Source organism: Nocardia sp. NPDC059691, assembly GCF_042733915.1.
Taxonomy (GTDB): Bacteria; Actinomycetota; Actinomycetes; order Mycobacteriales; family Mycobacteriaceae; genus Nocardia; species Nocardia sichangensis.
The window spans coordinates 348,756-375,283 of the sequence record NZ_JBHWFB010000001.1 but is presented as its reverse complement, the minus strand read 5'-3'; the positions used below and the strand labels follow the sequence as shown (position 1 = coordinate 375,283).

General features: G+C 68.5%; 27 protein-coding genes. 14 read left to right on the top strand and 13 right to left on the bottom strand.

Annotated elements, in window-relative coordinates; genetic code table 11:
- Positions 1–136 precede the first annotated feature (136 nt).
- Genes ACFV2O_RS01805 through ACFV2O_RS01795 form a run of 3 tightly spaced genes read right to left on the bottom strand, consistent with a single transcriptional unit; the run spans position 137 to position 3,401 of the window.
- Positions 137–1,030, bottom strand: coding sequence for a carbohydrate ABC transporter permease (locus ACFV2O_RS01805; protein WP_355071192.1), 894 nt, complete (start codon positions 1,028–1,030; stop codon positions 137–139).
- Positions 1,030–2,055 (bottom strand): carbohydrate ABC transporter permease, encoded by a 1,026-nt coding sequence (locus tag ACFV2O_RS01800; protein WP_379249453.1) that lies wholly within the window; start codon positions 2,053–2,055, stop codon positions 1,030–1,032. Before ACFV2O_RS01800 ends, ACFV2O_RS01805 begins: the two co-directional genes overlap by 1 nt.
- Positions 2,056–2,099: 44 nt before the next feature.
- A complete protein-coding gene (locus ACFV2O_RS01795; RefSeq protein WP_379249451.1) occupies positions 2,100–3,401 on the bottom strand; it encodes an ABC transporter substrate-binding protein in 1,302 nt (433 codons plus the stop codon).
- A 121-nt stretch (positions 3,402–3,522) separates the two neighbouring features.
- Between ACFV2O_RS01795 and ACFV2O_RS01790 the strand changes: the two genes are divergently transcribed.
- Together ACFV2O_RS01790 and ACFV2O_RS01785 are read left to right on the top strand one after the other, a co-directional pair.
- Positions 3,523–4,368 carry a DUF2786 domain-containing protein gene (locus ACFV2O_RS01790; RefSeq protein WP_355071196.1) on the top strand — a complete coding sequence of 282 codons (846 nt, stop codon included), beginning with the start codon at positions 3,523–3,525 and terminating at the stop codon, positions 4,366–4,368.
- A gap of 103 nt (positions 4,369–4,471) precedes the next feature.
- Positions 4,472–4,984 (top strand): TIGR04338 family metallohydrolase, encoded by a 513-nt coding sequence (locus ACFV2O_RS01785; protein ID WP_379249449.1) that lies wholly within the window; start codon positions 4,472–4,474, stop codon positions 4,982–4,984.
- A gap of 280 nt (positions 4,985–5,264) precedes the next feature.
- Here the strand turns inward: ACFV2O_RS01785 and ACFV2O_RS01780 are convergent, their stop codons facing one another.
- The gene (locus ACFV2O_RS01780; protein WP_379249447.1) at positions 5,265–6,242 is read right to left on the bottom strand and encodes an o-succinylbenzoate synthase; all 978 of its coding nucleotides are present in this window, start codon (positions 6,240–6,242) and stop codon (positions 5,265–5,267) included.
- A gap of 106 nt (positions 6,243–6,348) precedes the next feature.
- On the opposite strand from ACFV2O_RS01780, the gene ACFV2O_RS01775 reads away from it, so the two are divergent.
- The 3 genes from ACFV2O_RS01775 (at position 6,349) to ACFV2O_RS01765 (ending at position 8,434) form a co-directional block, all read left to right on the top strand.
- Positions 6,349–6,738 (top strand): hypothetical protein, encoded by a 390-nt coding sequence (locus tag ACFV2O_RS01775; RefSeq protein ID WP_379249445.1) that lies wholly within the window; start codon positions 6,349–6,351, stop codon positions 6,736–6,738.
- A 36-nt stretch (positions 6,739–6,774) separates the two neighbouring features.
- On the top strand, positions 6,775–7,113 hold the full coding sequence (locus ACFV2O_RS01770) for a hypothetical protein (RefSeq protein WP_355071203.1): 339 nt from the start codon (positions 6,775–6,777) through the stop codon (positions 7,111–7,113).
- Between the two features lie 85 nt (positions 7,114–7,198).
- Complete coding sequence (locus ACFV2O_RS01765) at positions 7,199–8,434, top strand: lycopene cyclase family protein (RefSeq protein WP_379249443.1); 1,236 nt, start codon at positions 7,199–7,201, stop codon at positions 8,432–8,434.
- Between the two features lie 87 nt (positions 8,435–8,521).
- Here ACFV2O_RS01765 and ACFV2O_RS01760 read toward each other — a convergent pair whose 3' ends face one another.
- The gene (locus tag ACFV2O_RS01760) at positions 8,522–9,694 is read right to left on the bottom strand and encodes a thiolase family protein (protein ID WP_379249441.1); all 1,173 of its coding nucleotides are present in this window, start codon (positions 9,692–9,694) and stop codon (positions 8,522–8,524) included.
- Between the two features lie 99 nt (positions 9,695–9,793).
- Between ACFV2O_RS01760 and ACFV2O_RS01755 the strand changes: the two genes are divergently transcribed.
- Positions 9,794–10,324, top strand: coding sequence for a winged helix-turn-helix transcriptional regulator (locus tag ACFV2O_RS01755; RefSeq protein WP_379249439.1), 531 nt, complete (start codon positions 9,794–9,796; stop codon positions 10,322–10,324).
- Positions 10,325–10,464: 140 nt separating this feature from the next.
- Here ACFV2O_RS01755 and ACFV2O_RS01750 read toward each other — a convergent pair whose 3' ends face one another.
- The 3 genes from ACFV2O_RS01750 to ACFV2O_RS01740 all read right to left on the bottom strand — a co-directional run bounded on the left by ACFV2O_RS01750 (position 10,465) and on the right by ACFV2O_RS01740 (position 14,011).
- Positions 10,465–11,547, bottom strand: a complete 1,083-nt coding sequence (locus ACFV2O_RS01750) for an ABC transporter ATP-binding protein (RefSeq protein WP_379249437.1) — start codon at positions 11,545–11,547, stop codon at positions 10,465–10,467.
- A 91-nt stretch (positions 11,548–11,638) separates the two neighbouring features.
- Positions 11,639–12,625: a phosphotriesterase gene (locus ACFV2O_RS01745; RefSeq protein ID WP_379249435.1), complete on the bottom strand. Its 987-nt coding sequence runs from the start codon at positions 12,623–12,625 to the stop codon at positions 11,639–11,641.
- A gap of 126 nt (positions 12,626–12,751) precedes the next feature.
- Complete coding sequence (locus ACFV2O_RS01740; RefSeq protein WP_379249434.1) at positions 12,752–14,011, bottom strand: PucR family transcriptional regulator; 1,260 nt, start codon at positions 14,009–14,011, stop codon at positions 12,752–12,754.
- A 148-nt stretch (positions 14,012–14,159) separates the two neighbouring features.
- Between ACFV2O_RS01740 and ACFV2O_RS01735 the strand changes: the two genes are divergently transcribed.
- The 6 genes from ACFV2O_RS01735 (at position 14,160) to ACFV2O_RS01710 (ending at position 19,402) form a co-directional block, all read left to right on the top strand.
- Entirely contained in the window at positions 14,160–14,954 is a 795-nt protein-coding gene (locus tag ACFV2O_RS01735; RefSeq protein WP_355071212.1) for an LLM class F420-dependent oxidoreductase, read from the top strand.
- Between the two features lie 153 nt (positions 14,955–15,107).
- On the top strand, positions 15,108–16,904 hold the full coding sequence (locus ACFV2O_RS01730; protein WP_379249432.1) for an ABC transporter substrate-binding protein/permease: 1,797 nt from the start codon (positions 15,108–15,110) through the stop codon (positions 16,902–16,904).
- Positions 16,905–17,630 carry an amino acid ABC transporter ATP-binding protein gene (locus ACFV2O_RS01725; RefSeq protein WP_355071216.1) on the top strand — a complete coding sequence of 242 codons (726 nt, stop codon included), beginning with the start codon at positions 16,905–16,907 and terminating at the stop codon, positions 17,628–17,630.
- 98 nt (positions 17,631–17,728) lie between these two features.
- The gene (locus ACFV2O_RS01720; RefSeq protein WP_355071217.1) at positions 17,729–18,025 is read left to right on the top strand and encodes a hypothetical protein; all 297 of its coding nucleotides are present in this window, start codon (positions 17,729–17,731) and stop codon (positions 18,023–18,025) included.
- Positions 18,026–18,058: 33 nt separating this feature from the next.
- Positions 18,059–18,898 (top strand): alpha/beta fold hydrolase, encoded by an 840-nt coding sequence (locus tag ACFV2O_RS01715; RefSeq protein ID WP_379249430.1) that lies wholly within the window; start codon positions 18,059–18,061, stop codon positions 18,896–18,898.
- Positions 18,899–18,997: 99 nt separating this feature from the next.
- A complete protein-coding gene (locus ACFV2O_RS01710; RefSeq protein ID WP_355071221.1) occupies positions 18,998–19,402 on the top strand; it encodes a nitroreductase family deazaflavin-dependent oxidoreductase in 405 nt (134 codons plus the stop codon).
- An 11-nt stretch (positions 19,403–19,413) separates the two neighbouring features.
- Here the strand turns inward: ACFV2O_RS01710 and ACFV2O_RS01705 are convergent, their stop codons facing one another.
- The 5 genes from ACFV2O_RS01705 to ACFV2O_RS01685 all read right to left on the bottom strand — a co-directional run bounded on the left by ACFV2O_RS01705 (position 19,414) and on the right by ACFV2O_RS01685 (position 25,013).
- Complete coding sequence (locus tag ACFV2O_RS01705; RefSeq protein WP_379249428.1) at positions 19,414–19,644, bottom strand: hypothetical protein; 231 nt, start codon at positions 19,642–19,644, stop codon at positions 19,414–19,416.
- A gap of 219 nt (positions 19,645–19,863) precedes the next feature.
- Positions 19,864–21,120, bottom strand: a complete 1,257-nt coding sequence (locus ACFV2O_RS01700; protein ID WP_379249426.1) for a CHAT domain-containing protein — start codon at positions 21,118–21,120, stop codon at positions 19,864–19,866.
- A complete protein-coding gene (locus ACFV2O_RS01695) occupies positions 21,117–22,643 on the bottom strand; it encodes a tetratricopeptide repeat protein (RefSeq protein ID WP_379249424.1) in 1,527 nt (508 codons plus the stop codon). Before ACFV2O_RS01695 ends, ACFV2O_RS01700 begins: the two co-directional genes overlap by 4 nt.
- A gap of 1 nt (position 22,644) precedes the next feature.
- A complete protein-coding gene (locus tag ACFV2O_RS01690; protein WP_379249423.1) occupies positions 22,645–23,664 on the bottom strand; it encodes a hypothetical protein in 1,020 nt (339 codons plus the stop codon).
- Positions 23,664–25,013: a hypothetical protein gene (locus ACFV2O_RS01685; RefSeq protein WP_379250104.1), complete on the bottom strand. Its 1,350-nt coding sequence runs from the start codon at positions 25,011–25,013 to the stop codon at positions 23,664–23,666. Before ACFV2O_RS01685 ends, ACFV2O_RS01690 begins: the two co-directional genes overlap by 1 nt.
- A gap of 300 nt (positions 25,014–25,313) precedes the next feature.
- On the opposite strand from ACFV2O_RS01685, the gene ACFV2O_RS01680 reads away from it, so the two are divergent.
- Positions 25,314–25,676 carry a hypothetical protein gene (locus ACFV2O_RS01680; RefSeq protein ID WP_356963064.1) on the top strand — a complete coding sequence of 121 codons (363 nt, stop codon included), beginning with the start codon at positions 25,314–25,316 and terminating at the stop codon, positions 25,674–25,676.
- A 120-nt stretch (positions 25,677–25,796) separates the two neighbouring features.
- Positions 25,797–26,402: a hypothetical protein gene (locus ACFV2O_RS01675; RefSeq protein ID WP_379249421.1), complete on the top strand. Its 606-nt coding sequence runs from the start codon at positions 25,797–25,799 to the stop codon at positions 26,400–26,402.
- Positions 26,403–26,528: the final 126 nt, after the last annotated feature.

The following is a 26,528-nucleotide window of genomic DNA, read 5'->3' as shown; positions in this document are numbered from 1 at the left end:
TGGTGGGGGGGGGGTGGGGGCGGGTGTCGGGCGCGCGGCCCCCGCGCCCGCCCCCGCCCGCCCCGGGGGGGCCCCACCCAACCCCCCCCAACCCGGGGGCCGCGAACACCCAGCGCCGCAGGCGCTGGCAAAAGACTCAGCTCTTCACGCCGCCCGCGGTGAGGCCGGAGATGATCCGGCGCTGGAAGATCAGGACCATGACGACCAGCGGGATGGTGACGATCGTGCCTGCCGCCATGATCGCCGCGTACGGCTGCACCAGCGGGTTGTTGCCGGAGAAGCGGGCGATGGCGACGGTGACCGGCTCGGTCTTGTCGCTGGAAAGCAAACGGGCGAGCAGGTATTCGTTGACCGCCGCGATGAACGCGAGGATCGCGGTGGTGAACACGGCGGGAGCGGCCAGGGGCAGCATCACCAAGCGGAAGGCCTGCAGTTTGGTGGCGCCGTCGATCCGCGCGGCTTCTTCGAGTTCCCACGGCAGTTCGGCGAAGAAGGACGCGAGGATGTAGACCGTCATCGGCAGCACGAACGAGATGTTCGGAATGATCATCGCCTGGTATTCGCCGATCCAGCCGAGGTTGGTGAAGAGCTGGAACAGCGGGGTCACCAGGACGACCACCGGGAACATCGAGGCGCTGAGAATCAGTCCGGACACCACGTACTTGCCGTGGAAGGTGAGCCGGGCCAGCGCGTACGCGGCCAGCACGCCGATCCCGAGCGCGATCACCGTCGTGATGGAGCCGATGACGAGGCTGTTGACCAGCGCCTTGCCGAAGTCGTTGCCGCGGCTGGTGTCGAACGCGTTGCGGAAGTTCTCCAGCGTCACGTGGGTCGGCCACGGAGTGTTGTCGAAGGTGTAGTCGGGATCGCGGAACGCGGTGACCGCCATCCAGTAGAACGGCGCGAGCCCCCACACCAGCACGATCAGCGCGCCCAGGTACAGCCGTACCGAGCCGATGCGTTTGGTCCACGGCACCGGCGCCGCGGCGGATTCGCTCGTCACGGCCTGCTCCGCCGTCTGCACGGACATCAGTGCGCCTCCCGCTGTTCTTCCTGGGTACGAACCGCGTTGGCGCCCAGGATCTTCACCAGCACGAACGCCACGGCGAAGATCAAAAGGAAGGTGATCGTGGACAACGCGGCCGCGCTGTTGGGGCCTTGCCGGACCTGATCGACCACCAGGATGGACACCGTGCGGGTGGCGGGGTTGCCCAGCGTCATGATCGCGGGCAGGTCGTACATCCGCAGCGCGTCCATGGTCCGGAACAGCACCGCGACCAGCAGGGCCGGCTTCAGCAGCGGCAGCGTGATCTGGGTGAACCGCTGCCAGGCCGACGCGCCGTCGACGCGAGCCGCCTCGTAGACGTCGGCCGGAATGACTTGCAGGCCTGCCAGCAGCAGCAGCGCCATGAACGGCGTGGTCTTCCAGACGTCGGCCGCGATCACCGCGATCCGGGCGGGCCACGGGTCCGAAGTCCACAGGATGTGCGTGCCGAGCACGCGGTTCACCACGCCGTCGTACTGGAACATGAATTCCCACAACCGCGCGGTGACGGCGGTCGGGATCGCCCACGGGATCAGCACGGCCGCGCGCAGCAGCGCCCGGCCACGGAAGGTCTTGCCCATCACCATGGCCATGCCGAGGCCGAGCGTGGCCTCCAGCGCGACGGTGACGACCGTGAAGAACAGCGTGACCCCGATGGCCAGCCAGAATTGCGAGCCGAGATTGCCGGTCGGGCACGGCACCGTCTCGCCGGTCGCGATCTGGCACTGTTGCAGCAGCCAGTGCGTGTAATTGTCGAACCCGGCGTTGCCGCCTTCGACGAACATGCCGGTCGCCGGGTCGAGTCCCGAGTCCTTCTGGAAGGACATCCACAGCGCCCGGAACACGGGATAACCGATGACGACCGCGAGCGCGATCAGGACGGGGGTGACGAACAGCCAGGCTTTCCCGGAGCGACGCAGCTCCGAGGCCAGCCTGGCGGCGAAGCCGCGCCTGGCCGGAACGAATTCGTCTTTCGGCACGCTAGTCGCCGTTCCCGAAGGATCCGACACCGTTTCTCTCCTGCGGGTTCGTCGGGTCCGTTGCGTTCAACCGCTCACGATCCAGCGGTTTCGATGCCCTTTTGCATACCGGTGATCGCGTCGTCGACGGACTTGGTTCCGTTCAACGCAGCATAGGCGTTGTCCTGGATGGCCTTGCTCACGGCGGGGTAGAACGGCGTCACCGGGCGCGGCACGGCGCTGGCGATGGAGTCCTTGAGCGCGGGCAGGTACGGCATCTTCGCGATCAGCGCCGGGTCGTCGTACATGGACGCGCGCACCGAGGGCAGCGCGCCCGCGGCGACGATGTGCTGCGCGTCCTCGCTGATCAGGAAGCGCAGGAAGTCCAGCGCGGTCGCCTTGTTCTTGGAGTACGCGCTGATCGCCGCGTTGTAGCCGCCGAGGGTGGAGGCGCCGACGCCGTTCTCCCCCGGCAGGGGGGCGACCGCGAACTTGTCCTTCACGGCGGAGGCCTCGCCGCCGACGTCACCGAAGGTGGACGGCCACGAGCGCAGGAACATCAGCTTGCCCGTCGCGAAGGCGTTGCTGGACTCGGGCTCCTTGAAGGTGATGGCCTCTTTGGGGATGTCGCCGTTGTTGTAGGCGTCGACCAGGACCTTCAGTCCGGCGCGGGACTGCGGGCTGTTCACCGTGGGGGTCTTGCCGTCGGCGCCGACGAAGCTGCCGCCGTAGGCGTTGATCACCTCGGCCGCGTTCACGGTCAGACCCTCGTAGGGCGCGAACTGACCCGCGTAGCAACCGATGTTCTGCTGGCGCGCGATGGGGCACTGGGCCAGCAGCTCGTTCCAGGTCTTGGGCGGGTTCGGCACCAAATCCTTGCGGTAGAACAGCAGGCCGCCGTTGGTGTTGCGCGGCGCGGCGTACAGCGTGTTGTTGTAGGTGGCGCTGGCGACCGGCGGGGACAGCAGCGCGCTGGTGTCGATGGCGAAGGAATCCTTCAGCGGCTGGATCCAGCCCTTGGCGGCGAACTCGGCGGTCCACGGCACGTCCAAGGCGACCACGTCGTAGTTGGACTGCTTGGAACGCATGTGCTCGACCAGGTCGTCGTACTGCTGCGAGGCGTCGTTCGACTGCTCCTTGAACGTCACCTGCTCGTCCGGGTGCGCGGCGTTCCAGCGCTCGATCAGCTGCTTCACCGCGCCGGTCTCGGTGGTGTCCTTGCCCTCGACGTAGGTGATCGGGCCGCGACCGGTGAGATTCTGGCTGATCGGGCTCCCGCTGCTGTCGCTGGAGCAGGCGCTGGTGAACGTCGCGGTCAGCAGCCCGACCGACGCGAGGGCCACCGCGGCCCGCGGTACGAGCAACGAACGTAGGGACGTCACCTTCTTCACAGCCATCGCAAACACTCCAGGATCGTTCGTGAGCGGCAGCACACCCTGCCGGTGCACAAGGCAAGATACATGGTGCCGATCCGGCGTGCGGGACAGTGGCGGAACTCGCCCACTAGGCTGGGGCGCGATGTCTTCGCCCAACGCGGTTCCCGATCGGATGCTCACGCGCATCGGTGGGCTGTTGCGCAAGGCCGAGTGCACGGACAACGAACACGAGGCCGAGGCGTTTCTCGCCGCTGCTCAGCGGCTGGCCACGAAGTCGTCCATCGACCTCGCCGTGGCGCGGGCGCACATCGCGGGACGCGAGCGCAGGCCCACACCGGTGCAGCGGATCATTCCGATCGGCGAGCCCGGCAAACGCGGGTTGCGCACCTATGTCCAGCTGTTCGTCGCGATCGCGGCCGCGAACGACGTGCGCTGTGACGTCGCCCGGACTTCGACGCAGGTCTACGCCTACGGGTTCGACTCCGACATCGACACCTGCGAGGCGCTCTACGCCAGCCTGCTCGTGCAGATGGTGCGCGCGTCCGACCAGTACATCAAGTCGGGGGCCTACCGATCGGCCACAGTCGAGAAGATCGTGGTGGAGAAGCGGTGGGGTCGCCAGGTGCGGCGCCGGGTGCAGGCGCCGGTCGCCGGTGTGACGGCGCGGCTGAATTTCCAGATGGCGTTCGCCGCGCGGATCGGGCGGCGGCTGTCGGAGGTCAAGGCCGAGGTGGAAGCCGAAGTGTTGCCGCGCGACGCCGAGGTGTCCGGGACGGCGCTGGCCCTGCGGAACAAGGAGATCGAGCTCACAGACTTCTACGCGAAGACGTCGGAGGCGCGCGGCACCTGGCGCGGGCCGCAGGAGTCGGCGGGACATTCGGCGGCGGCGCGGGCGGCGGGGGACCGGGCGGGGCGGGCCGCACGGATCGGTAACTCGCCCGAACTGCCCGCCGCGCGTAAGAAGTTGAACTCTTCCGAGGGCGGTTGACCGGCGTGGACGTCACGGGCCGAACCGGGCGAGCGGCTGCCGCGCTTCGGTCTGCGCAACTCGGCGACCGGCCGATGCCGCCCGTGGGATCGGCCGCGCGGCGATGACCGTCCGTGACAACCAGCGTGCCAAGGTCTACGACGCCGAGCAGTTGGTACGGGGAGTGTTCGATCGCGCGGACGAGCACGGTGTGCGCACCGTCGAACTCTATGGTTCGCAGCTCACGTTGCCGATCGAGCGCCGCTTCGCCTCGGTGGAATCCGTACAGAGTTATACGGACAAGGTGCTGGCGCTCAATTGGGTGCGGGCGCGCTGGGAGCGGGCCGCCGTGGCGGTGCGCGTCCGTTCTCGCGCCGGAACAACGGCCGCGCACTACGAGGCGGCCGGGAACGTTCTGGCGGTTCCGCTGCACACCGGCGGCACCGCGTGGGCGCTGCGGGAACTGGTGATCCTGCACGAACTGGCGCATCACCTGGAATCCGACCACGGGTCGGTGGCCGCGCACGGCCCGGAATTCTGCGACCGCTACGTGGAACTGGTCGACGGCGTCGTGGGCCCGGAAGCGGCGCTGCTACTGCGTACCACCATGCTGGGTTGCGGCGTGCGGATCGGGTGAGCCCGCCGCTCACCGTGCGAACAGCGAGCGAAGTGCCGTCGGCTGGGTGCCGTCGCGCTCTGCGTGCGGCGATGGTGTCCGCCGCGGTGCGCGATCGGATCCACGACGCTCATCGTGCTGGGTAGAAGTGCTGACAGGAGCAAATTCCGGGCGCCCGAGTGCCGCAACAGCGTGTACGGATCACTGGGAACGGCGCTCACCCGCCTGCGGTCGTGAGGACATTGCGCATGGTGTGGGCTGTCGGGTGCCCACTCGGTCGCGGAACGCAACGGTTCTCACGCTATTGCGCGGGCGAGACCAGGGCAGCGACCCGCGCGAATCGATCCTGCCACCACGCGGTGCGATCGGCATCCGGCTGCCGATGGCTTTCCAGTAGTTCCGGTTCCGGCTCGGGTGGGGTGCGCAGAACCGGGAGGTAGCCGTCGACCGCACGCAGGGATCCGCGCGTCACGTCCCCGGTGAGCAGGCTCAGCGTGCCCAGGCCGCAGGCGAAGTCGAGTTCGGGCAGCGCGCCGGCCAGCGCCAGCTGTGCGGCTAGGCCGACGCTGGTCTCCAAGGCGGAGGAGACCACGCAGGGCAGCCCGGCTGCCTCGGCCACCTGCAAGGCGCGGCGGACTCCGCCGAGCGGCGTGCATTTGAGGACGGCGATGTCGGCGGCCCCGGCGACCGCGACCCGCATCGGGTCCTCGGCGCGGCGGATGGATTCGTCGGCGGCGATGCGCACGTCCACGCGGCGGCGCACCGCGGCGAGTTCCTCGATGGTGCGGCAGGGCTGTTCCACGTACTCCAGCCCGCCCGCGGCCTTATCGATCAGCTCGATGTGGCGCACCGCGGTGTCGATATCCCAGACCGCGTTGGCGTCGACACGGATCGCGCCGTTGGGGCCGAGCGCGTCGCGGACCGCTTCCACCCTGGCCAGATCCTCGGCGAGCGATTCCGGGTGGTCGGCGACTTTCACCTTGGCGGTGCGGCAGCCGGAGCGGGCCACGATCGCGTGTGCCTGCTGCGGGTCGACCGCGGGCACGGTGCAATTGATCGGAATGCGGTCCCGCACCGGTTCGGGCCAGCCGGTGGTCACCTGCTCCACGGCGGTGGCCAGCCACGCGGCGGCCTCCCGGTCGTCGTATTCGGGAAACGGACAGAACTCGCCCCAGCCGAGCGGCCCGTGGATCAGCATGCCCTCGCGCACCGTGATGCCACGGAAGCGGGTGCGCATCGGAATGGCGTAGACGACGTTCTGCGCTGCGGAGTCGCTCATCGCCGATCAGCTTATGCGGCTGCGGCGGCCGATCGCGGGATTGCGCATGCGGACTCGAGTAGTTTCCCCGAGTCGGCCCGGCGCGCGAGACGGGATCGTTGGCGTCATGGTCCACACCGGCACCCCGCAGCCTTGGCCGTACGGCACGCCGCCCGTTGGGCAGCGGCCGGTGCGGACCTGGGATGTCGTACTCGCCGTCGTGCTGTACTCCGTTGCCGTAGTTCTGGGTGCGGCCGCCGCCTATTTCACCGTCTTCTTCGCCTTCGCCTCAGATCCGTGCGGTCAGGACAACTGCCGCACCGAATACCTCGGCTGGGCGTTCGCGGTGTCGTGGGGCGGGACGGCGACCGCGATCGTCGGGGTTACCGCGATCCTTGTTCTGGCCGCGATCAAGCGTTGGTACATGTGGTACTGGCCGGTGCTGGCGATGGCGCTCATCGTCCTGTCGTTCGCCGGCGGCGTCGCGCTGGCTTCCCAGGTCTACATAGGCGCATGAGATGCCCTGCGGCCGTTGACCGGTCATGCTGAAGCAATGGCGTGGCACATCCGGCGACGAACGGCCGATGCCTTGCGCGTGGCGCTGGGGTCGGTGATCGTCCTCGGATTCGGCTGGGTGATGGCCGCTTTCGTCCCGCTCTACGAAGTGCTCCTGCGCGACGGACACGAGGGCCGAGGCGTCGGGTACCTGCCGTGGGCGCAGGTCATCGCCTGGGCGGGCATCGTGGCGTCGGTGCTCGCAGCGGTCGTCTCGGCCCTGGAGAAGGTGCGCGACCGGAGGCCGATCGCTTGGACTCCGCTGATCGCGGTCCCACTGATCCTCGAATCCTGGCTGGTCGGCTTCCTGATCGCGGTCGTGCTGGTCTCGTATTGATCTGCCGCTGCTCCGAGTTCGATCTGCCCAGGTGTGGGCAGTTTTCGAGCGGAGGGTGCCGGTCGATCTTCTTCATACTGACCGGGTGGGTCTGGAAATAGAACTTTGTGTGGTGGGACTCGGTCCGACGGGTCGCGCGCTGGCGCATCGGGCGATGCGCGCAGGGCTCTATGTCACGGCGATCGATTCGCGGCCGGAGCGCTTGTGGACGCCTACTTATGCCTGCTGGGTCGACGAATTGCCGCAGTGGTTGCCGTCGAGCGTGATCTCCGCACGTGTCGAAGCCATGACGGCGTGGGCCGGCACCGAGCACCGCATCGAACGGCCCTACTGCGTGCTCTCGAACCAGGGACTGCGGGATGCGTTGCCGCTCGACGACGCTACGGTGCTGGCCGGCCGGGCGACTCGAGTGGACGCGCACGAGGTGGAACTCGCGGACGGCAGGATCGTTCGCGCGGCGGTGGTCGTCGACGCCCGCGGGCTTCATCGGGTCGAACAGCGCCGTGCGGTGAGCGCGCACGGAATTTTCGTGTCCGCCGAAACCGCGGCGCCGATGCTCGCCGAGGGCGAGGGATTGCTCCTGGATTGGCGCCGCGACAATGGTGCGGGCCCGGACGAGCCGCCGTCGTTCCTGTACGCGGTGCCGGTGGGCGATGGCACAGTGATTTTCGAGGAGACCAGTCTCGGCCTTCGTGGCGGTATGCCCCAGCACGAACTGCGCAAGCGTTTGCGGAATCGGCTCGCCGCGCATGGCGTCCAGGTGACCGGTGCGGAGCCGTCCGAGGCCCCGCACTACCCGCTGGATCAGCCGCCACCGAAGAAGGGGGCGGGCGCGGTGATTCCTTTCGGCTCGCGCGGCGGCATGATGCACCCGACTACCAGTTACAGCGTGGCCGACTCGCTGGCCCTGGTGGACACCGCGGTCAGTGCGGTGTGCGATGAACGCGATCCGGTTGCCGAATTGTGGCCATGGCAGGCTCGGCTGGTCTACTGGATGCGGATGCGCGGGCTGTGGGGTCTGGGCCGGCTCACCACCGACCAGTCGATCGCGATGTTCGAGTCCTTCTTGCAAGCCTCGCCGCGCGGACAGCGGGCGTTGCTGTCCGCGCACGACGACTACGCCGCGCTGGCAGCCGTGCTGTTCGACACGGTCGCACGCGTGCGTCCGTTCCGGTGGCGCTACGACCTGGTCGGCTGGACCAACCGGAACCGCTGGGCGGGATACGCCTTCGAACGGCAGGCACACCGGAGGAGCGGTCGTCCTCGCGGCGGGCCGGCCGAACTCCTCGACGTATCCACTGTGCCCGGGCGGAATCCGTAGACGGCGTTCGAGCATCAGCGTGTGCCCGATCATTTCTTCTGCGCCAACGGCAGATTCGGCCGTGGACTCGGATGGGACAGAAGCGGATCAGCCCAGCCGCTCCACGATGGTGGCGTTCGCCAGACCGCCTGCCTCGCACATGGTTTGCAGGCCGTAGCGGGCGCCGCGGTCCTGCATGGCGTGGACCAGCGTGGTCATCAGGCGTGCGCCGGACGCGCCGAGGGGGTGCCCGATCGCGATCGCGCCGCCGTTGACGTTGACCTTCGCCAGGTCCGCACCGGTGTCGTGCGCCCAGGCCAGGACCACCGGCGAGAACGCTTCGTTGATCTCGATCAGGTCGATGTCCGACAGCTGCAAACCGGCCCGCTGCAAGACTTTTCTGGTCGCCGGGATCACCGCGGTGAGCATCAGCAGCGGGTCGTCGCCGGCCACCGCGAAGCTGTGCAGCCGGGCGAGCGGCTTCAGCCCGAGTTCCTTCGCGCGCTCGCCGGTCATGATGAGCACCGCCGCGCTGCCGTCGCTGACCTGGCTCGCGCTCGCGGCCGTGATCGCCCAGCCGATCTGCGGGAAGCGGGCGGCCATGGCCGGGTCGTAGTAGGCGGGACGGAGTGCGCCCAGCGTCTCCAGCGTGCTACCGACCCGGATGCCCTCATCGGTGGCGAGTCCGTTGATCGGCGCTAGTTCCCGCGCGAACAGGCCGTTCTTGGTGGCGAGCGCGGCCTTCTCGTGGCTGGCGAGCGCGAACTCGTCCAGCTGGGTACGGCTGAGTCCCCATTTCGCCGCGATCAGCTCCGCGCTGATGCCCTGCGACACCAGGCCTTCCGGGTAGCGCTCGGCGAAGCCGACGCCGGAGATGTCGTCCGATCCGACCAGATTGGCGCCCATGGGAATCCGGCCCATCGACTCCACGCCCGCGGCGACCACGATGTCGTAGGCGCCCGCGATCACGCCTTGCGCGGCGAAGTGGATCGCCTGCTGGCTGCTGCCGCACTGCCGGTCGACGGTGGTGGCCGGGACCGATTCGGGATATCCGGCGGCCAGCGCGGCCCGCCGTGTCATATTCGCCCCCTGCTCGCCGAACTGGGTGACGACGCCGCCGATCACGTCATCGATGAGGGCGGGATCGATGCCGCTGCGGTTCACCACCTCGCGCAGGCTGTGGGCCAGCAGATCAACCGCATTGACGTCGTGCAGTGCTCCGTTCGGCTTGCCTTTGCCGATCGGCGTGCGTACCGCTTCGACGATCACCGCGTCCCTCATGGTGCTTCCTTCCGGACCGAGAGCCGGGCCGCCATGCCTGGCTCTATCAACACATAGTCAGATTACACCTGGCAATAGTCGACACAAGTCAGCGCCGGTATGATGTTCGTCATGGCAGCAGTGATGGAAGGACCGTTGGCCGATCTCAGCGCGTGGAAGGCCGAGGAATGCTCGATCGCCAAGGCGATGGACATCGTCGGTACGCGCTCGGCGGTGCTCATCCTGCGCGAGGCGTACTACGGGACCCGGCGGTTCGACGGGTTCGCCAGCCGGGTCGGCATCACCGACGCGGCGGCCGCGGCCCAGTTGCGCAAGCTCACCGAGGCGGGCTTGCTGGCGAAACGGCCGTACCAAGAGGAAGGCAAGCGCACCAGGCACGAATACGTGCTCACCCGGATGGGACGAGATCTACTGCCCGCCGTGCTGGCGCTCATGCAGTGGGGCGACGCCTACTTGCAGCCGGGGCCTGCCCCACTGCTCTTGGTCGAGGAGTCGACCGGCGCCCCGGTGCGGGTGCAGGTGCGCAGCGAGTCCGGCCGCGAGATCGAACTCGAGGAACTGGGCGTACGGCTCAACGAGGAGTACGCCCAGCAGCGGCGCGAGCGCCGTCGGGTGGACGCGACAGACTGATGCCTGCTCGCGGCGCTGTGCCGAGCGCGCCGTCAACCTGCGATGCCGCGACCACACCTGAGCTGCCGAGCCGCCGTCGGGACCGCCTCGCGCTGGATCGAGCCGAGAGCCGAAGCCGTGCGGCCCACCCGGCGGCGTGCTCAGTTGAGCCTGCGTCCTTCGGTGTCGAAGAAGTAGACGTGCTCCGGCGCGGTGGCCAGCCGCAGCCGGGCGCCCTTCGCAGGCGGATTGCGCCAATCCGCGCGCGAGACGATGGTTTCCCCGGCGCCGTCGGTCCCGCCTTCGGCGACGGTGCGGCCGTAGATGTAGGCGTCGGAACCGAGTTCCTCCACCACGTCGACCTCCATCTCGATGCCGGAGCCATTACCCAGTTCGAAATGCTCCGGGCGGATACCGACCGTCACGGTGTTCCCCGCCTCGTCCGCGACCGTGCGCGGCAGCGCGATCGCGTGCCCGCCCAGCTCCACCCGGCTATCGGTGACCGGAAGCGTGAACAGGTTCATGGCAGGCGAACCCATGAACCCCGCGACGAACACGTTGGCCGGCTCGCGGTAGAGGTCGCGCGGAGTGGCGCACTGCTGCAACAGGCCGTCCTTCAGCACGGCGACCCGATCGCCCATGGTCATCGCCTCGACCTGGTCGTGGGTGACGTACACCGTGGTGGTGCCGAGCCTGCGCTGCAACTGCGCGATCTGGGTGCGGGTCTGCACGCGCAGCTTGGCGTCCAGGTTGGACAGCGGCTCGTCCATCAGGAACACCTGCGGCTGCCGCACGATCGCGCGGCCCATCGCCACCCGCTGACGCTGGCCGCCGGACAGCGCCTTCGGCTTGCGATCCAGGAAGGGCTCCAGGTCCAGCAGCTTGGCCGCCTCCAGGACCCGCTTCTCCTTCTCCGCCTTGGCCACCTTGGCCAGCTTCAGCGCGAAGCCCATGTTCTCCGCGACGGTCATGTGCGGGTAGAGCGCGTAGTTCTGGAACACCATGGCGATATCGCGTTCCTTCGGCTCGGCGTGGGTGACGTCGTTCTCGCCGATCAGGATGCGTCCGCCGTTGACCTCCTCCAGCCCGGCGAGCATGCGCAACGAGGTCGATTTCCCGCAGCCGGAGGGACCGACCAGGACGAGGAACTCGCCGTCCTCGATCTCCAGGTTCAGCCGATCCACCGCGGGTTTGGCGGAACCGGGGTAGAGCCGCGTCGCGTTGTCGAAGGTCACAGTGGCCATGACGAATTCACATCCCATCCCGGCAGGAACGTGCCGGACGATCCGAGTAAGGGTGCGGCGATCCTATCGGGCGGGCCGGCGACGAGCCACGTCAGCGGGTGTGCGCCTCGAAGAACGCGCGCGGGACGTCGACGAGCATGGTGTCGATCTGCTCCTCGGTGACGCCGCGTTCGAGCACGTAGGGGAACACGTCGTCGAACAGGTGGGTGTAGTGCCACTGCGGCAGGGCGGCCATGGCGGCGGGCTCGATCCAGTCGATGTAGCAGCTCGCGTCCTGGGACAGCACCATCCGGTCGGTGTAGCCGCGGCGGACCATCTCGATCAGGGTGTCGGCGCGGGCTTCGAAGGTGGTGTCGAGGTTGATGCCGAAGCGGTCCATGCCGAGCACGAAGCCGGCGTCGGCGAGTTCGGCGAGGTGATCGCAGTCGGTGGTGTCGCCGCTGTGCCCGAGCACGATGCGACCCGGGTCGACGCCTTCCTCGTCGCACATCACGCGCTTCACGTCGAGCCCGGCGCGCGACTCCGGATGGGTGTGCACCGTGATCGGCACGCCGGTCTCGAGATGGGCCTTGGCGACCGCGCGCATGACCCGTTCGACGCCCGCGGTCAGCCCTTGCTTGTCGATCGCGCACTTGAGCATGCCCGCCTTGACTCCGGTGCCCGCGATGCCGTCGCGGATGTCGCCGACGAACATGTCGACCATCGGGTCGGGGACCTGCGCGCCGACGATCTCGTTCAACGCAGGGCCGCGGTAGTGGAAGAAGAACGGGACATCCCCGTAGGTGTAGATGCCGGTGGCGACCACCAGGTTCAGCGGCACCTGCTCGGCGATCCGCTGGATCCGTGGGATGTAGCGGCCCAGCCCGACCACCGTCGGGTCGACGATCGTCCGCACCCCGGCGTCGTAGGCGACCCGCAACCGTCGCACGGCATCGGCGATGCGTTCGTCCTCGGAGCCCCATTCGGCCGGGTAGTTCTGCTGGACGTCCCCGGTGAGCACGAAGACGTGCTCGTGCATAAGTGTCACTCCGAGCTCGGCGGAATCGATCGGCCCGCGCACGGTTTCCAGCGTTGACACAGCGATTTCTCCTCATTTGAGCTGCGCATTCGCAGGAATCGTACGAACCGGTATGTGAGGTGGGCCATATTCTCCGGCGCTGAATCTTCGTACAACTTTCGTGCCCAGCGCACAGAAGGACGCGGCTCAGGCCGCCGGGCACGGTTGCAGCACCGCCGGCCCGTACCAGCGGGCGGCTTGCAACGCCAGATGCAGGTGCAGCGTGCGATCGTGATCGTCGAAGTCGTGGCCGGTCAGGTCGAGTGCCTGCCGCACCCGGTACTGGACGGTGTTGCGGTGCACGGCCAACTCCTGCGCGGCCGCGGCGTAGCTGCGGTTGTTCGCCAGGAAGACGCGCAGGGTTTCGCGCAGCCAGAGATTGCGCTGGTTGCCGGTCGCGAGTTCACCCAGGCAGTCGGCCACGTACTGGCGCAGTTCCTCGATGTCGCCGCCCAGCAGCGCGACGGCCGCCACCTGGTCGTGCGACACCGCGCGGGGCGCGTCGGGACCGGCCAGCAGCACGAGTTCGCGCACTCGATCGGCTTGCCGCAGGCTGCGGCGGAATCCCGTGACGCCGGAGCCGCGCCCGCCCACCGCAACGCGCACCGGCAACGCCAGCGCCGACAGGGCACGCTCGATGGCCTCGGCATCGATGGTCGTGTCCCGAGCGATCGAGAACCACAGCCGCACTTCGCGTTCGTCGGTCGGCACCAGCAGCGCCCGGCGGGGGTGGCCGAGCAGCGGAACCAGCGCCGCGCGCACGGCGTCCAGGACATCCACCGCGGCCCGTGCGGACAGCTGCGGCTCGGTCCAGGCGTTCACCGCGACGTGCCGGCCGGACAAGGGATAGCCGAGCACTTGCTCGGCCTGGCCGATGTCGTCGGCCGAGCCGTCGAGCACCCGCGCCACCCATTCCTGACGCAGGCCGCCGCGACTGCCCACCCACCGGTCGCGCTCCTGCTCGTAGGCGATGCCGACGTGCTCGCACACCCGGTCGATGTACACCGCGGAGCGATGGACGATCCGGATGATCGCCGCCGCGCTGTCGGAGCCACCCAGTTCCGCCGCGTAGCGCATCGCGATGTCGAGGAACCCGGCATGTCCCACCCGATACGCCCGCATCAGCGCCGACAGCGGGACGTCGCGCTGCGCGAGCGTGCGCGCGTACACCAGCGCCCGCGCCGGGGCGTGCACGTCGTGCTCGGCGGCGTCGTTCTGCACGAAGTCGAGGACGGACATCAGATTGTCGGTGGTGCCCGCCTCGAACAGGCCCCGCAGCCGGGTATCCAGGTCGAGCGCCGCGACTTGCGCGCGCATCACCGCCGACAGCTCGGCGATCAGCTGATCGCGACCGCGCAGCATCGTCGAGACGACCGCGCGAACCACTTCGTTCTCGCCGTCGGCCACTGGCGACACCTCCCTTCGCCGGGCTCGGCATCGGGTCTCAACCTAGCCCCCGCCGGACGCGCCGGAAGCATCGTGCGGCGACCTGCGGGAACCCCACCGCGCCGGTAGCCTCGGGGCGGGGGCGGTCCGCGCGACGAGGAGTAATGCCATGAGTCGTCCAGTTCGTATCGGAGTTCAGCTACAACCGCAGCACGCGCCGGAGTACCGGCTCATCCGTGACGCGGTGTTGCGGTGCGAGGACGCGGGCGTCGACATCGTGTTCAACTGGGACCACTTCTACCCGCTCACCGGCGATCCCGACGGCGCGCACTTCGAGTGCTGGACGATGCTGGGCGCGTTCGCCGAACAGACCGAACGGGTGGAGATCGGCGCGCTGGTCACCGGCGGCGGCTACCGCAATCCGGATCTGCTGGCCGACATGGCGCGCACCGTCGACCACATCAGCGGCGGGCGGCTCATCCTCGGCATCGGCGCGGGCTGGTTCGAGAAGGACTACGACGAGTACGGCTACGAATTCGGCACCCCGGGCAGCAGGCTCGAGTTGCTGAAGGAGACGCTTGCCCGGATCAGCGCCCGGCTGCCGAAGCTCAATCCGCGCCCGACTCGCGACCTGCCGATCCTGATCGGCGGCGGTGGCGAGAAGAAGACCTTGCGGCTGGTCGCGCAGTACGCCGACATGTGGCACACCTTCGCCGACCTGGACGTGCTCGCGCACAAGAACAAGGTGCTCGCCGAGCACTGCGCCGCCGTCGGCACCGACCAGGCGCGCATCGAGCGCTCGGTGCAGTGGCCGGGACTGGAGAAGGCGCCCGCTTTCGTCGAGGCGGGAGTCACCACCTTCACCATCGGGGCCAGCGGACCGGATTACGACCTGAGCGAGGTCGCGAAGGCCGTGCGGTGGCGTGACGAGGTCAACCCGGAACCGGTGAGCGGGCTGGCCTGATCCGGATCGCCCGGGCGACTGTTGCGCGAGGGCGGTGTGGAGTTCGAATCACCGTGATCGCAACTCTGGACCGCCGCGGCGGCATGGATTCCGGCAATTCCGGCCCTGGGGTAGCCGTGGGTTAGCAGAATTCCGCCGCTAGGGTTGTCCGTCATGGCTGTTCTGCCCGCTGTTCGGTCTCGTGCGTTGATCGCCGTGATATTGCTTGCTGTCGGTCTCAGCGCGACGGCGTGCGGTTCCGGCTCCGACGACGCGAGCACCGAGCGCAACCTCTGCGCACCGCCAGGCCCGGCCGCCGCCTCCGCCGCGCCGACCAACCTGGCTTCGTCGGCCGCCGCGGGCAGCGACCGCTACACCACCGCGACCACCGCGCCGCTGACCTCGATCGACGTCTCGAAGCTCGGCTTGATCACGCCCGGCAAGCTCAGCGTCGGCACGCTCTCGGACGCGCCGCCGAGCATCTGCGTCGACCGGCAGGGCACGTTCACCGGCTTCGACAACGAGCTGCTGAAGGCGATCGGCGCGAAGCTCGGCCTCCAGGTGGAGTTCTCCGGCACCGAGTTCGCCGGGCTGCTCGCCCAGGTGTCCGGCGGTCGCTTCGACGTGGGCTCGTCCAACATCACCACCACCGACGCGCGCCGCCAGCTGGTCGGCTTCACCAACGGCTACGACTTCGGCTATTTCTCCCTGGTGGTGCCGAGCGGCAGCGCCATCAAGGGGTTCGCCGACCTGAACCGGAGCACACGGATCGCGGTGGTGCAGGGCACCGTGCAGGACGAGTTCGTCGTGAACCAGCTGCATCTGGACCCGGTGAAGTTCCCCGACTACAACACCGCCTACGCCAACTTGAAGTCCGGCCAGGTGGACGCCTGGGTGGCCCCGTCCGCCCAAGCGGAAGGCGCGATCAAGCCGGGCGACGGAACATCGGTGTCGCAGAACACCTTCAGCCTGGACAACTTCGTCGGCTACGCGGTCGCCAAGAACAACCAGCCGCTGATCGACGCGCTCAACAGCGGCCTGGACGCGGTGATCGCGGACGGCACCTACGCCAAGCTCTACACCGACTGGGTGCCACGGGAGCTGCCGCCGGGCTGGAAGCCGGGCTCGCGGGCCGCGCCCGCGCCGCAGCTGCCGGACTTCGCGGCGCTCGCGGCGGGCAAGAAAAAGGACGAGACGGAGCAGAACGCGCCGAAATCCACGGTGCAGCAGTTGCGGGAGACGTTCTTCGACTGGTCGCTGTACCGCAAGGCATTTCCCGATCTGCTGAAGACCGGCCTGCCCAATACCTTGATCCTCGCGGTGGTCTCGGGTGCGCTCGGCACCGTGATCGGCATGCTGCTCGCGGTCGCCGGTATTTCGCGGACTCGCTGGTTGCGCTGGCCCGCGCGGGTTTACACCGACATCTTCCGCGGTTTGCCCGCCGTAGTGATCATCCTGCTGATCGGTCTCGGCGTCGGGCCGGTGGTGCGCAACCTCACCGGCAACAACCCGTACTGGCTCGGTGCGGTCGCGCTGGCGTTGCTCGCCTCGGCCTACATCGGTGAGATCTTCCGCTCCGGCATCCAATCGGTCGAGGCCGGGCAGTTGGAGGCGGCGCGCGCCATCGGTTTCGGTTACCGCCAGGCTATGACGCTGGTGGTGATCCCGCAGGGCGTGCGCCGGGTGCTCCCAGCTTTGGTCAACCAGTTCATAGCGCTAATCAAGGATTCCTCGCTGATCTACTTCCTCGGCCTGCTCGCCACCCAGCGCGAGCTGTTCGCCGTCGGCCGCGATCTCAACGCGCAGACCGGCAATCTCTCGCCGCTGGTCGCCGCCGGTCTGGCCTATCTGCTGCTCACCATCCCGCTCACCCACCTGGTGAACTACATCGACCGCCGGATGCGGACCGGCCGACCCGACCGGCCGATCGACCAGGTGGAGGCGGCCACGATCACGGAAGGGCGCGGATAGATGAGTGCCTCCCTCACCGGTACCGGACTGCATCTGACGCTCGGACACAACCACGTGCTGCGCGGGATCGACATCCACGTCGACGCGGGCAAGACCGTCACCGTCATCGGGCCGTCCGGGTCGGGCAAGTCGACCCTGCTGCGGGTGCTGAACCGGTTGTACGAGCCCGATCAGGGCGACGTGCTGTTGGACGGCAAGTCCGTGCTCACCGAGAATCCGGACCGGCTGCGGCAGCGTATCGGCATGGTGTTCCAGCATTTCAATCTGTTCCCGCACAAGACCGTCGCGGAGAACGTCGCGCTGGGCCCGCGCAAGCTGCGCGGCCTGTCCAAGGACCGAGCACGGGCGCTGGCCGTCGAGCAATTGGAGATCGTCGGTCTGGCCGACAAGGCCGATTCCCGTCCCGGGAACCTGTCCGGCGGGCAGCAGCAGCGCGTGGCCATCGCACGGGCGCTGGCGATGCAGCCGGAACTCATGTTCTTCGACGAGGCCACCTCGGCGCTGGATCCCGAGCTGGTGAAGGGCGTGCTCGGTTTGATGACCGACCTCGCCTCCGGCGGCATGTCGATGGTCGTGGTCACCCACGAGATGGGCTTCGCCCGCACGGTGTCCGACAGCGTGGTGTTCATGGATCAGGGGCAGGTCGTGGAGACCGGCACGCCCGACGCTTTGTTCGACGACGCGCGGACCCCGCGTTTGCAGAGGTTCCTAGCCCAGGTGCTCTGAGCTGGCAGCACATTCGGGGCAACTTTCATTGATGCGCATCTGCTAATGTATTTGTCATCACGATTCCAGCTATCCGCGCGAGGAAAGAGGGAAATTCGATGACCACAGCACACGCCCAGCACACCGGCCACGACCATGTGCACGGCCCGGACTGCGGGCACACGGCGTTCCAGCACGGCGATCACATCGACTACGCCCACGATGGTCATCTGCATCGCGAACACGCGGGTCACTATGACGAATGCGAGCGGTCCGAGCACTGCGAGTGCCGCGATCACCCGCACCGGCACGGTCCGAACTGCGGCCACGAGGCCGTCCAGCACGGCGACCACGTCGATTACCTGCACGACGGCCACCGTCACGCCGCCCACGACGGTCACTTCGACGAGCACTGATTCGCGTCGGTCTCCGGTTCTAGAGTCGGGCGGGTGATCGACGAACTCGAGATTCGTACCGGAGCGGGAACCTTCGACGTACTGGCCGCCGGCGCTCCCGGCGGACGGGAAGTGCTGTTGCTGCACGAGTTCCCCCAATGCGCACGGGAGTGGGAGTTCCAGCTCCGCGTGCTCGGCGGCGGCGGGTGCCGCGTCGTCGCGCCCGACCAGCGCGGGTACTCGCCGGGAGTGCGGCCGGAGCGAGCCGCCGACTATCGGCTCGCGGAACTGGTCGGCGACGTGGTCGCGATAGCCGACGCGCTGGGGTGGGAGCGCTTCGACCTGATCGGCCACGGCTGCGGCGCGCGGGTCGGATGGGCAGTGGCGGCGGAGCTGCCGGAGCGCGTCCGCACGTTCAGCGCGGTGTCGCATCCGCATCCTTCCGCGCTCCAGCAGGCGATAGCCGAGGACGAGGATCAAGCGTTGCGGTCCCACCATGTGATCGCCCTTCGGCAGCCGCGCACCGCGGAGCGGGCTCTGCTCGCCGACGACGCCGCCGCGCTGCGCCGGATCTTCGAGTGGAAGATCCCGGAGGAACGCGTCGAGGATTACGTGGGCCGGTTGTCGCGGCCCGGCGCGCTCACCGCCGCGTTGAACTGGTATCGCGCCATGGACCTCGCCGGTCCGACCGGCCCGGTGTGCGTTCCCACCTTGTACGTATGGGGCACCGAGGACGCGACCTTCGGCTCCACCGCGGCGCTGGCGACCGGAAAATACGTCTCCGGCCCGTACCGATTCGAGATGCTCGAGGACGTCTCGCACTGGGTTCCGGAAGAGGCGCCCGAGGCGCTGACCCGCCTGCTGATCCAGCACCTGCTCGCCCATCGCGGGTGAATGCCTCGGCGGCGCTGTTCATCCCGCCGTTCCCCGCACACGGTGCGCGGACGGGGGGAAAGCTGAGTCTCGTCCACCGACAGGCAAGGGAGGTGAACCGTGGAGGTCAAGGAAGTCAATCGGCGAACCATCGCCCAGTTCCGAGCGGGCGGCGAGATCGAGGGCATGCAACGCGACCGTCTGATCTTGCTGACCACGATCGGCCGCAGAACCGGCGCCCCGTACACCACCCCGCTGATGTTCCACCACGACGGCGACCGCCTGCTCGTCGTCGCTTCCAACATCGGTGCGCCGAAACATCCCGACTGGTACGCGAACCTGCGGGAGAACCCGCGCGTCACCGTCGAAGTGGGCGAGGAGAGCTATCCGGCGCTGGCCGCCCCGTTGACCGGCGACGACCGTGCCCGCACCTGGGCGATGCTGAAGAACGCCTACCCGTTCTTCGCCGAACACGAGATGCAGACGTCCCGGGTCATCCCGGTGGTCGCCCTCACGCGGGCGTGACGAGCACCGGACTAGCGGTGGGCGCGCGTGTCGGCCGCGTCGACTCGCCGGTCGGCGACCAGGTCGAGCAGGGCGGTCAGATTGTCGGGGTCGGTGGGGTCAACGGCCCCTTCCGGTAGAGCCAGTTCGGTGAGCCGTTGGCCACGGTGGAAGGCGGCGGGGCGCAGCGGCGGCGCGTCGTCGGGTTGCCCGAGGATGGTGGCGAGGTTTCCGTCGTTGTCGTAGACGGCGTAGTAGCGCATTGGTGGGCTCCTCAGAGGCCGGTCGAGGCGGTCATCCAACTGGTGTTGCTGGTTCTCCTGGTCGCGAATCGTGATGGGTGACGGCGTTCGAGCTTATCCACACGTTCGAAGCTGAGTGTCGGTTTGCGCACTAGTTGCGTTACCCATTCTCGCGCGTTTTCCGCGGCATCGCTGCACGTAGACCGGTATATGGAGACCGCGCGGGATGGTTTGCCCGAGTTAGGCGCACACGGTGGCGAAGGCCGCCCAGAGCACCGGGGAATGCTCGATCCGGCCGGTGTCGCGCCATGCGCTGAGACGGTCGCGCTGCCACTCGGCGATGGCGGTCACGGGGTCGGGTCGCTCGTGCGCCTCGTCGATGGCGCAGATCGTCTCCTGGAGCGGGTGGGCCTGCGCCGGTGCGCCCGCGATGCGCTGAAAGGCGAAATCCGTGGGCAGCGGCCACCGACTGGCGGTGACCAGTTCCGCGCCGCCGGTGATCATCGCGGCGGTCAAGCCGAGCGCTTCGCTGAACCGCAGGTCGCCGCCGCTCTCACAGGCGATCAGCGCGACCCGGCTCGGCATCGGCCACAGTCGTTGTCCGGCCACAGGTTCCGATTCGATGGTGTGCGTTCCGAGCAGGAGGTCTTTGGCCGAGAGCGGCCGGTGGGTGCGGGACGGTTCCGCGAAGCCGACGGCATCGGCGGTGCAGGCGAGATGCAGTTCGGCGTCCTCACTGCGACCCGATTCGGGCGCGGCGGCGGTGACGTGTCCGACGTAGAGCAAGCGGCTCGCGCCCGCGCGCAGGACGGAGCCGAGCCAGTCGCGATCGACATCCGTGCGCCGGAAGGCCTCGACCGGGTTCGCTACCGCGGGACGCAAGCGGTCGTTCGCGGTGTACATCGCCATTCGTTGTGCGAGCGGGGCTTCAGCGGTCATCCGGCCCAGCACCGAGCCGAGCGTCGAATCGGCGCGGAAGCCGGGAACGCGCGGATCCAGCACCGCGACGACCGGCCGCGCGGCGGTCTCGGTCCAGGTGCGGGCGACCCGTTCGGGCGCTTGCGCGACGCCGGCAGGCGCGAGCAGGCTGACGTCGGCGATGTCGATCAGCCGGACGTCGCGATCCGGCGCGATGAGTTCCCACGGCACCTGGGCGACACGCGGTGACGGTTGCAGCCGGATATGCGGGCGCACGCCGCGCTGCCACAGCTCGTAGAGCTGTGCGGCCAGGCCATAAGGCAAAAGCGCTCGCGAAAGCGCCTGTGCGACGGCATATTCCCGTTCGTAGTCGGCGAACGCGCCGGTGGTGAGCGCCTGCTCGAGACCGCCGGGCTCGGCGGGGCGCGGCAGCGCGTCGGTGAGCAGTCCGACCGCCCGCATCGCCGCGTCCTCCGGGAGCACTCCCGCGCCGCGAGGCGCGCTGTCGTCGACCCATCGCCACGACACGTAGATGTCTCCCGCGTCCGCCATGCGGACCAGCACCGTCGGTCGCGTCATACCGTCAGCACCCGATCGTCGCGGATCACTCGGCCGTAGCGCTGTTCGGCGGCGGCGATGAACGGCGCGAGCGCGATTCGGCCTTCCGCGGCAAGTGCCAGGCGCGGTGGCGGAGCGACCGGCAGACCCGCTCCGGCCGCGACCTCTGCCAAGGCGGCGCCCAGTTGCAGGGCGGCGTTGCCGGGATGATCGGTGAAGTCCTCCGGCGGGTCCAGCAGATCGAGCGGAAGCCGTGTGGGAGTCGCCCGTTCGGTGCGATCGAGCGCCAAAGCTGTCCCAGCGCATTGTGTTTCGACCAAGTCGGCGACGAGGGCACCGTTGCCGGAAAGGTAGGCGAAGCGGAACGCAAGCCGCATCGCGGGGTCGGCGATCTGCCGGTTCCACTGCTCGCGCTGCGTACCGTTCGGCAAGGTGTGGCGCACGGCGTCGATGGCCAGGGCGGCGGGAACGGCGATCCCCACAGCGCGCCCGAGCAACTCCGCGGGCGGCGACTCGGACGCGTCGATCGCGCCTTCCAGCAGCGTCGCGTGCCAGAAATCGAGCTGGGCGCAGTGCAGGCCTAGGCCACGCTCGGCATAGACCGCGAACGCGGCGGCGAGCAGTTCCTCGCACGCTGCGACCCGCCCGGACTTGAACGCCACGGTGGCGGAACGAATGCGCAGGTCGGCGGCATCCAGTACGGCGCAAGACGTGACGAAATACGAGAGGCTCCGCCCGTAGAGATCCTGGGCGTCCGCCAGATCGCCGCGGCCCTCGGCGAGAAATCCCATGGTCTTGAGTCCGACCCCGGCCCTATACCCCAGCCCGGCCTGCTCGAAATAGGCCTGACTGGATCGCAGCGGCGCCTCGGCCTCGTCGTACCGCTCGAGGCGGACGAGCATGGTGGCGAGATTCTGTTCGGTCTCGGCGACCGCGTTGCGGTCGCCCGCGGACTCGAACGCGGCGAGCGCTTGCCGCGTGAAATCGACGGCCAGGTCGCGGCGTCCGGTCTCGAAGTAGGTGGCGGCGAGATTCATCAGCGGATGGCCCGCCAGTTGCGGCGCGAAACGCCGTGCCGCGTCGAGTGATTCGGTGGCGATCTCGGCGGCGTAGGCCCAGTTCTGCCGGTGCAGTGCGACGGCGGTCAGGGAGAGCAGGCAGGCCACGCGCAGCACACCGAGATCGGTGTCGGTGTTGTCGGCGAGCAAGGCGCGTGCTTGTTCCAGCGCCGCCTGCGCCGCGTCGAGATCGCCAAGATGCTGGAGCGCTTGCGACATGTTGACCAGGGCATTCGGGCGCAATCGCGGTGCGTGTTCGGGCATCTCGGCCAACGCCGAGCGGTAGAGGGCGAGCGAGGCGGCGTGGTCGCCGAGTTCGTCGGCCATGCTCGCGGCGTTGATGATCGCGCCGAGCCGGATATCGCCGGTTGTTCGTTCAGCGGCGTCCTCGAACAGGCGTTTCGCCTCGGCGGGGTCGCCGCGGGTGTATGCGGCGGCGCCAGCGGCGAGCAGTTCCCGGCCGTCGTCCGGAGTCGCCTCGGCCATATCAGAAGTCCGAATCCGATGCGGCAGCCGCGATTTCCGCCAGCAGGAGCGAGTCGGCGGGGTTGCCGGATGCTTCGTCCGCGCGGTGCAGCCGCGTCGTGACCAGGTCGCGAATCCGAGCTCGGCGCGTCGCCGCGTCCGGCTCCTGTTCGTCCACGCCGACGCCCGGGACGTAGATGTGCACGGTCACGCCCGCTTCCGCTCCGGCCGGGGCCGTGCTCTCGGCCCGCCAGAGCTCGCCGTCGCGGATCAGCGGCACGTCGGCGGCGTCTGACTGAGTGCGAATTACGGCCCTAGGGTGCAGGTGCGGCGGTATGTCCGTTGGCGAAAGTGGGGCGGCGACCGCGCTCACCCGCACTATCGTGGTCCCCGCCGCGCGCACCACTTCCCAGGACACGGCGCGCTCCGAGGCGTCGAGCAGGCCCGGCGGGCAGCGATGCCAGTCCCAGCCCGCGCTGCCCCTGGCCAGGACGAGAGCGCCGGGCGCGACGATGGTGGCCGGTCCGGCGGCGAGCGCGTAATCCTCCGCGCGGCCGAGTGCCGGTGCGGCCGTGCGTTCTTCGGGAGTCGCGTCGGCGCCGTCGACGATCAGATCGCATTCCTCGCTCAGCGTGGCTATCTCGTCTTCCAGCAGGTCTTCGTCCAGCGGGGCGATGCCGTCCAGAGTCGACGCGGGCCACCAGCGTGCCGCCCAGCGGGCGTAGCCGAGCCGCCAGGCGCGCGCGGCGAGGTCGGGCAGTGCGGGCTCGGCCGTGCATTCCCCTTCACTGCCGCTCGTTTCGTCGAGAGCGATGGCCACCTCTGGGCCGTATACCGCCCAGATCCACTCCTGTGCGAGGTCGAGGTCGTCGAGTACCGCCGCCGGGGTCGTCTGCCCGCTGAGCAGGCTCCACGTCAGATGCCCGCCCGCCACCTCGAGCACGAGCACGTCCACCCCGGCCGCGCCGTCCACGACGGTCGGGGCGTCGTCCGGCGCGATGATCCACAGGTCGTCGCGGCGGCGGATGCGTACGGTCGTCATCAGCTCGCCTTCGTTTCCGCCGCGTCCGGCTCACCCGCGTTCGCCCGCACGCTCAGCGCCCGCTTGACCCGCGTGCGATGGTCCAGGATCACCGAACGCGCCACACCGTCGAGCAGATCCCAGAGTTCGTCCGGATCGTAAACGGCGAACTCTCGGACATCTCTGCCGTGCAAGCGAACCCACAAGCGCCGCAGGTACGGCTGCCACGGCGTGATCAGCTCGGCGGCGATGGCGGCCAGCGGACCGGTGGGCCGCTCGGCGGACACCACCAGCCGCCGCGCCTGCAACACGTATGCTTCCCGCTGCCAGCGGCTGTTCACCACCTGATGCGCCGTGGATTGCGTTGTTTCCGTGGCTATTTCGGCTAGACGTAGCCGCGGTCGGCCCGTCGACTGTTCACGACGGTGCTCGATGGGCGCCAAACCGGTCGCCAGCGCGGTCCCCGCCGTCGCTGTTACGCGCAGCGACTCGTCCAGCAGCGCCCACGGTGCACAACTCCGCGCGATCTCGGCGTCGACCAGCTCGGGGATCGGCGGCAGCTCCGCGCGCTCGGTGGATGCCTGGAGCACGGTGAACACCCGCTCGTACACGGTGCGATCGAACGGGAGCCCGAGGGTCGATTTCGAGGCCGAAGAACCGATCGCGGGGCGCGGCGGCACCGGATGCGTGGTCAACCCGAGTTCCTGAGCGGACGCGTCCTGCCACAGCCGGATCCCCGCGTGCGTACCCGCATGGGCGGCGATCAGCCGGTCCAGGGTCTCCTGTCCGTCGGCGTCCTCACCGAGTCGTGCGGCCGCACAGGCTTCCAGCAGCTCGTCCACCTCCGCGTCGTGGTCACCGCCCGGCGGGCCGGTGAGCGGACGCCGCCGCCAGGCCAGCTCGAGCAGACCGGCCAGCTCCCGTTCCCGCTCGCGGTCGGTGAGGTATTCCTTCAGCGCTTGCGTGGTGCGTCCGGCGGTGTACTCGTGGATCTCGCGCAGTGCGTCCTCCGCGACTCCGCGCGCCCGCGCCGGATCTGGCATACCCGAGGTGGTCGCCAGCTCGAAACAGCGCTGGAAATACAGATCCTGCGGGTGCCCCTCGGTGATCCGCAGCGTCCGCCGCACCTGCTTGAGCACCGTGAACCAGGCCGCCGTCGCACGCAGTACATCGGCCGCCGCCTGAATGCGCGCCTCCAACAACACCGCGCCATCCGCCGTCAGGATCGGCCCCGCGCACAACGGATGCTGCACGGGCCGGATCACCAACGGGTCGAGCACGAGCTTCACCGTCCGGCGCAGCGGACCCCCGTGCGGGCCGCTGAGCGGTTCGACACCCTCGAGCCTGCGCCACACCTCATCGAGCACCATGGCGCGCGGTCGTCGCATGCGTGCAGTGTATTGCCGCGACTCTCGTCCCGGCGGGTTCGCGGCAACCTCACGATGGATTCCTCGGCGTCGGTCGAACACGAACCGGCGCCGCAAGCAGTCGCGCTGCTACCTGTGCGGAGTACTTATCTATTCAAGGGCTCCGAGGTAAGCCGTCACCACCAGGAACGGACGTTTCGTATCGGAAGCCGAATTGTCCGCACTCACTGTCGGTTTCAGATCTGCCAGTCGTAACATTCAGCCGCTGACGGCCGAAGAGAACCCTGAACAGGAGGAGATTCTATGAAGAAAGTGTTGACTACCGCTGTACGCGTCGCGGCGGCCGGTGTTTCGGGTTTGGCATTCGTCGCAATTGTCGGTTCCGGGACCGCCCAAGCGGCGCCGCAGGATTGCGTCGTCGAGCGAGACCTTTTCGGTGCGTCGGCGACTTGCCAACCCGACGGAGGAAGCAACTACGTCTTGCACGTCGACTGCTTCGGCCTCTACGCCAGCGGGCCGTTCCCGCAGTATGGTGTCGGCTCCTACCAAGCGCTCAGCTACCCCTTCACGCCGAGCGGTCAGCGCGTCACCACGGGATGCACGGGAATGGGTCCCGGTGTGGTGGCGGTGGCGACCAACGCTTACGTCGAGATTTATCGCGGTTAGGTTCTGTCTCGAAGTGGTGTGACTTCGAACTGGGTGTGGCTTACCACACACCATGGAATCCGGGGCCTAAGGTCTGACTCGGTCCGCCCATCGGGGGCAGCTGAGTGGAGGGATTCGAAGATGAAGTTCGAGAAGATCACCGCTGCCGTTTTCCTGGCCGTCTCGGCCGTGGGTATCACCGCGGCGACCGCCCATGCGGAACCGGCCATAACGGAGCAGCCGACTGCGGGGTACACAACTTCCGGTGTGGATCAGGGAATCCCCTACCGGATAACTGTTTCGCCAGTCGACGGCGTCGTTACCACTACCGTCGAGAACGGCAGGTTCGAGATCGCGCAGAACGGTGCGGTGGTGCTCGAGTCCGGCGACGGAGCGGCCCTGACCGAGGTGCCGCAACAGTACGCCGTCGACGGGCATTCGATCGCGATCGCGCAGCGCATCGGCGCGGACGGCCGCACCCTGACCTCGACACCGACCGCAGAAGATACCGCGCAGCTGAAGGACATCAGCTCCTACGACCGGCTCAAGGAGCAGATCAACAAGAACCTGCCCGGCGTCGTCGCCGGTGCCATCGTGGGCGGGCTCCTCGGGGCGTGCGTGATCCTGGTATGGGGAGTCAGCATCCCCATCGGTGCGCTGATCGGTGGAACCATCGGCGGATACGCCATGGGCGGCCCGGAGTTCCTCGATGCCGTACAGGGGTTCGTCGCCAACCAGGGCAGGTGAGAGAGCGGCCGACTCGACACAGCCGGTCGCCCGCGGACCCGGCCGCACGGTACGAGCCCTCCCGCTGTGCACGACCGCGACGAGGACATCACTGGAAGGTTCGCAGTCTGCGACGCCCATGTTGTG

What these genes read in the sequence shown, in the direction of transcription:
- ACFV2O_RS01700 (WP_379249426.1), bottom strand. Translation starts at nt 21,120, where the DNA reads ATGACGCGACCGACGGTGCTGGTCCGCATGGCGGACGCGGGAGACATC.
- ACFV2O_RS01725 (WP_355071216.1), top strand. Translation starts at nt 16,905, where the DNA reads ATGAGTGCCTCCCTCACCGGTACCGGACTGCATCTGACGCTCGGACAC.
- ACFV2O_RS01805 (WP_355071192.1), bottom strand. Translation starts at nt 1,030, where the DNA reads ATGTCCGTGCAGACGGCGGAGCAGGCCGTGACGAGCGAATCCGCCGCG.
- ACFV2O_RS01685 (WP_379250104.1), bottom strand. Translation starts at nt 25,013, where the DNA reads ATGGTGCTCGATGAGGTGTGGCGCAGGCTCGAGGGTGTCGAACCGCTC.
- ACFV2O_RS01680 (WP_356963064.1), top strand. Translation starts at nt 25,314, where the DNA reads ATGAAGAAAGTGTTGACTACCGCTGTACGCGTCGCGGCGGCCGGTGTT.
- ACFV2O_RS01730 (WP_379249432.1), top strand. Translation starts at nt 15,108, where the DNA reads ATGGCTGTTCTGCCCGCTGTTCGGTCTCGTGCGTTGATCGCCGTGATA.
- ACFV2O_RS01750 (WP_379249437.1), bottom strand. Translation starts at nt 11,547, where the DNA reads ATGGCCACTGTGACCTTCGACAACGCGACGCGGCTCTACCCCGGTTCC.
- ACFV2O_RS01770 (WP_355071203.1), top strand. Translation starts at nt 6,775, where the DNA reads ATGGCGTGGCACATCCGGCGACGAACGGCCGATGCCTTGCGCGTGGCG.
- ACFV2O_RS01695 (WP_379249424.1), bottom strand. Translation starts at nt 22,643, where the DNA reads ATGGCCGAGGCGACTCCGGACGACGGCCGGGAACTGCTCGCCGCTGGC.
- ACFV2O_RS01760 (WP_379249441.1), bottom strand. Translation starts at nt 9,694, where the DNA reads ATGAGGGACGCGGTGATCGTCGAAGCGGTACGCACGCCGATCGGCAAA.
- ACFV2O_RS01775 (WP_379249445.1), top strand. Translation starts at nt 6,349, where the DNA reads ATGGTCCACACCGGCACCCCGCAGCCTTGGCCGTACGGCACGCCGCCC.
- ACFV2O_RS01720 (WP_355071217.1), top strand. Translation starts at nt 17,729, where the DNA reads ATGACCACAGCACACGCCCAGCACACCGGCCACGACCATGTGCACGGC.
- ACFV2O_RS01690 (WP_379249423.1), bottom strand. Translation starts at nt 23,664, where the DNA reads ATGACGACCGTACGCATCCGCCGCCGCGACGACCTGTGGATCATCGCG.
- ACFV2O_RS01785 (WP_379249449.1), top strand. Translation starts at nt 4,472, where the DNA reads ATGACCGTCCGTGACAACCAGCGTGCCAAGGTCTACGACGCCGAGCAG.
- ACFV2O_RS01675 (WP_379249421.1), top strand. Translation starts at nt 25,797, where the DNA reads ATGAAGTTCGAGAAGATCACCGCTGCCGTTTTCCTGGCCGTCTCGGCC.
- ACFV2O_RS01755 (WP_379249439.1), top strand. Translation starts at nt 9,794, where the DNA reads ATGATGTTCGTCATGGCAGCAGTGATGGAAGGACCGTTGGCCGATCTC.
- ACFV2O_RS01795 (WP_379249451.1), bottom strand. Translation starts at nt 3,401, where the DNA reads ATGGCTGTGAAGAAGGTGACGTCCCTACGTTCGTTGCTCGTACCGCGG.
- ACFV2O_RS01735 (WP_355071212.1), top strand. Translation starts at nt 14,160, where the DNA reads ATGAGTCGTCCAGTTCGTATCGGAGTTCAGCTACAACCGCAGCACGCG.
- ACFV2O_RS01705 (WP_379249428.1), bottom strand. Translation starts at nt 19,644, where the DNA reads ATGCGCTACTACGCCGTCTACGACAACGACGGAAACCTCGCCACCATC.
- ACFV2O_RS01790 (WP_355071196.1), top strand. Translation starts at nt 3,523, where the DNA reads ATGTCTTCGCCCAACGCGGTTCCCGATCGGATGCTCACGCGCATCGGT.
- ACFV2O_RS01780 (WP_379249447.1), bottom strand. Translation starts at nt 6,242, where the DNA reads ATGAGCGACTCCGCAGCGCAGAACGTCGTCTACGCCATTCCGATGCGC.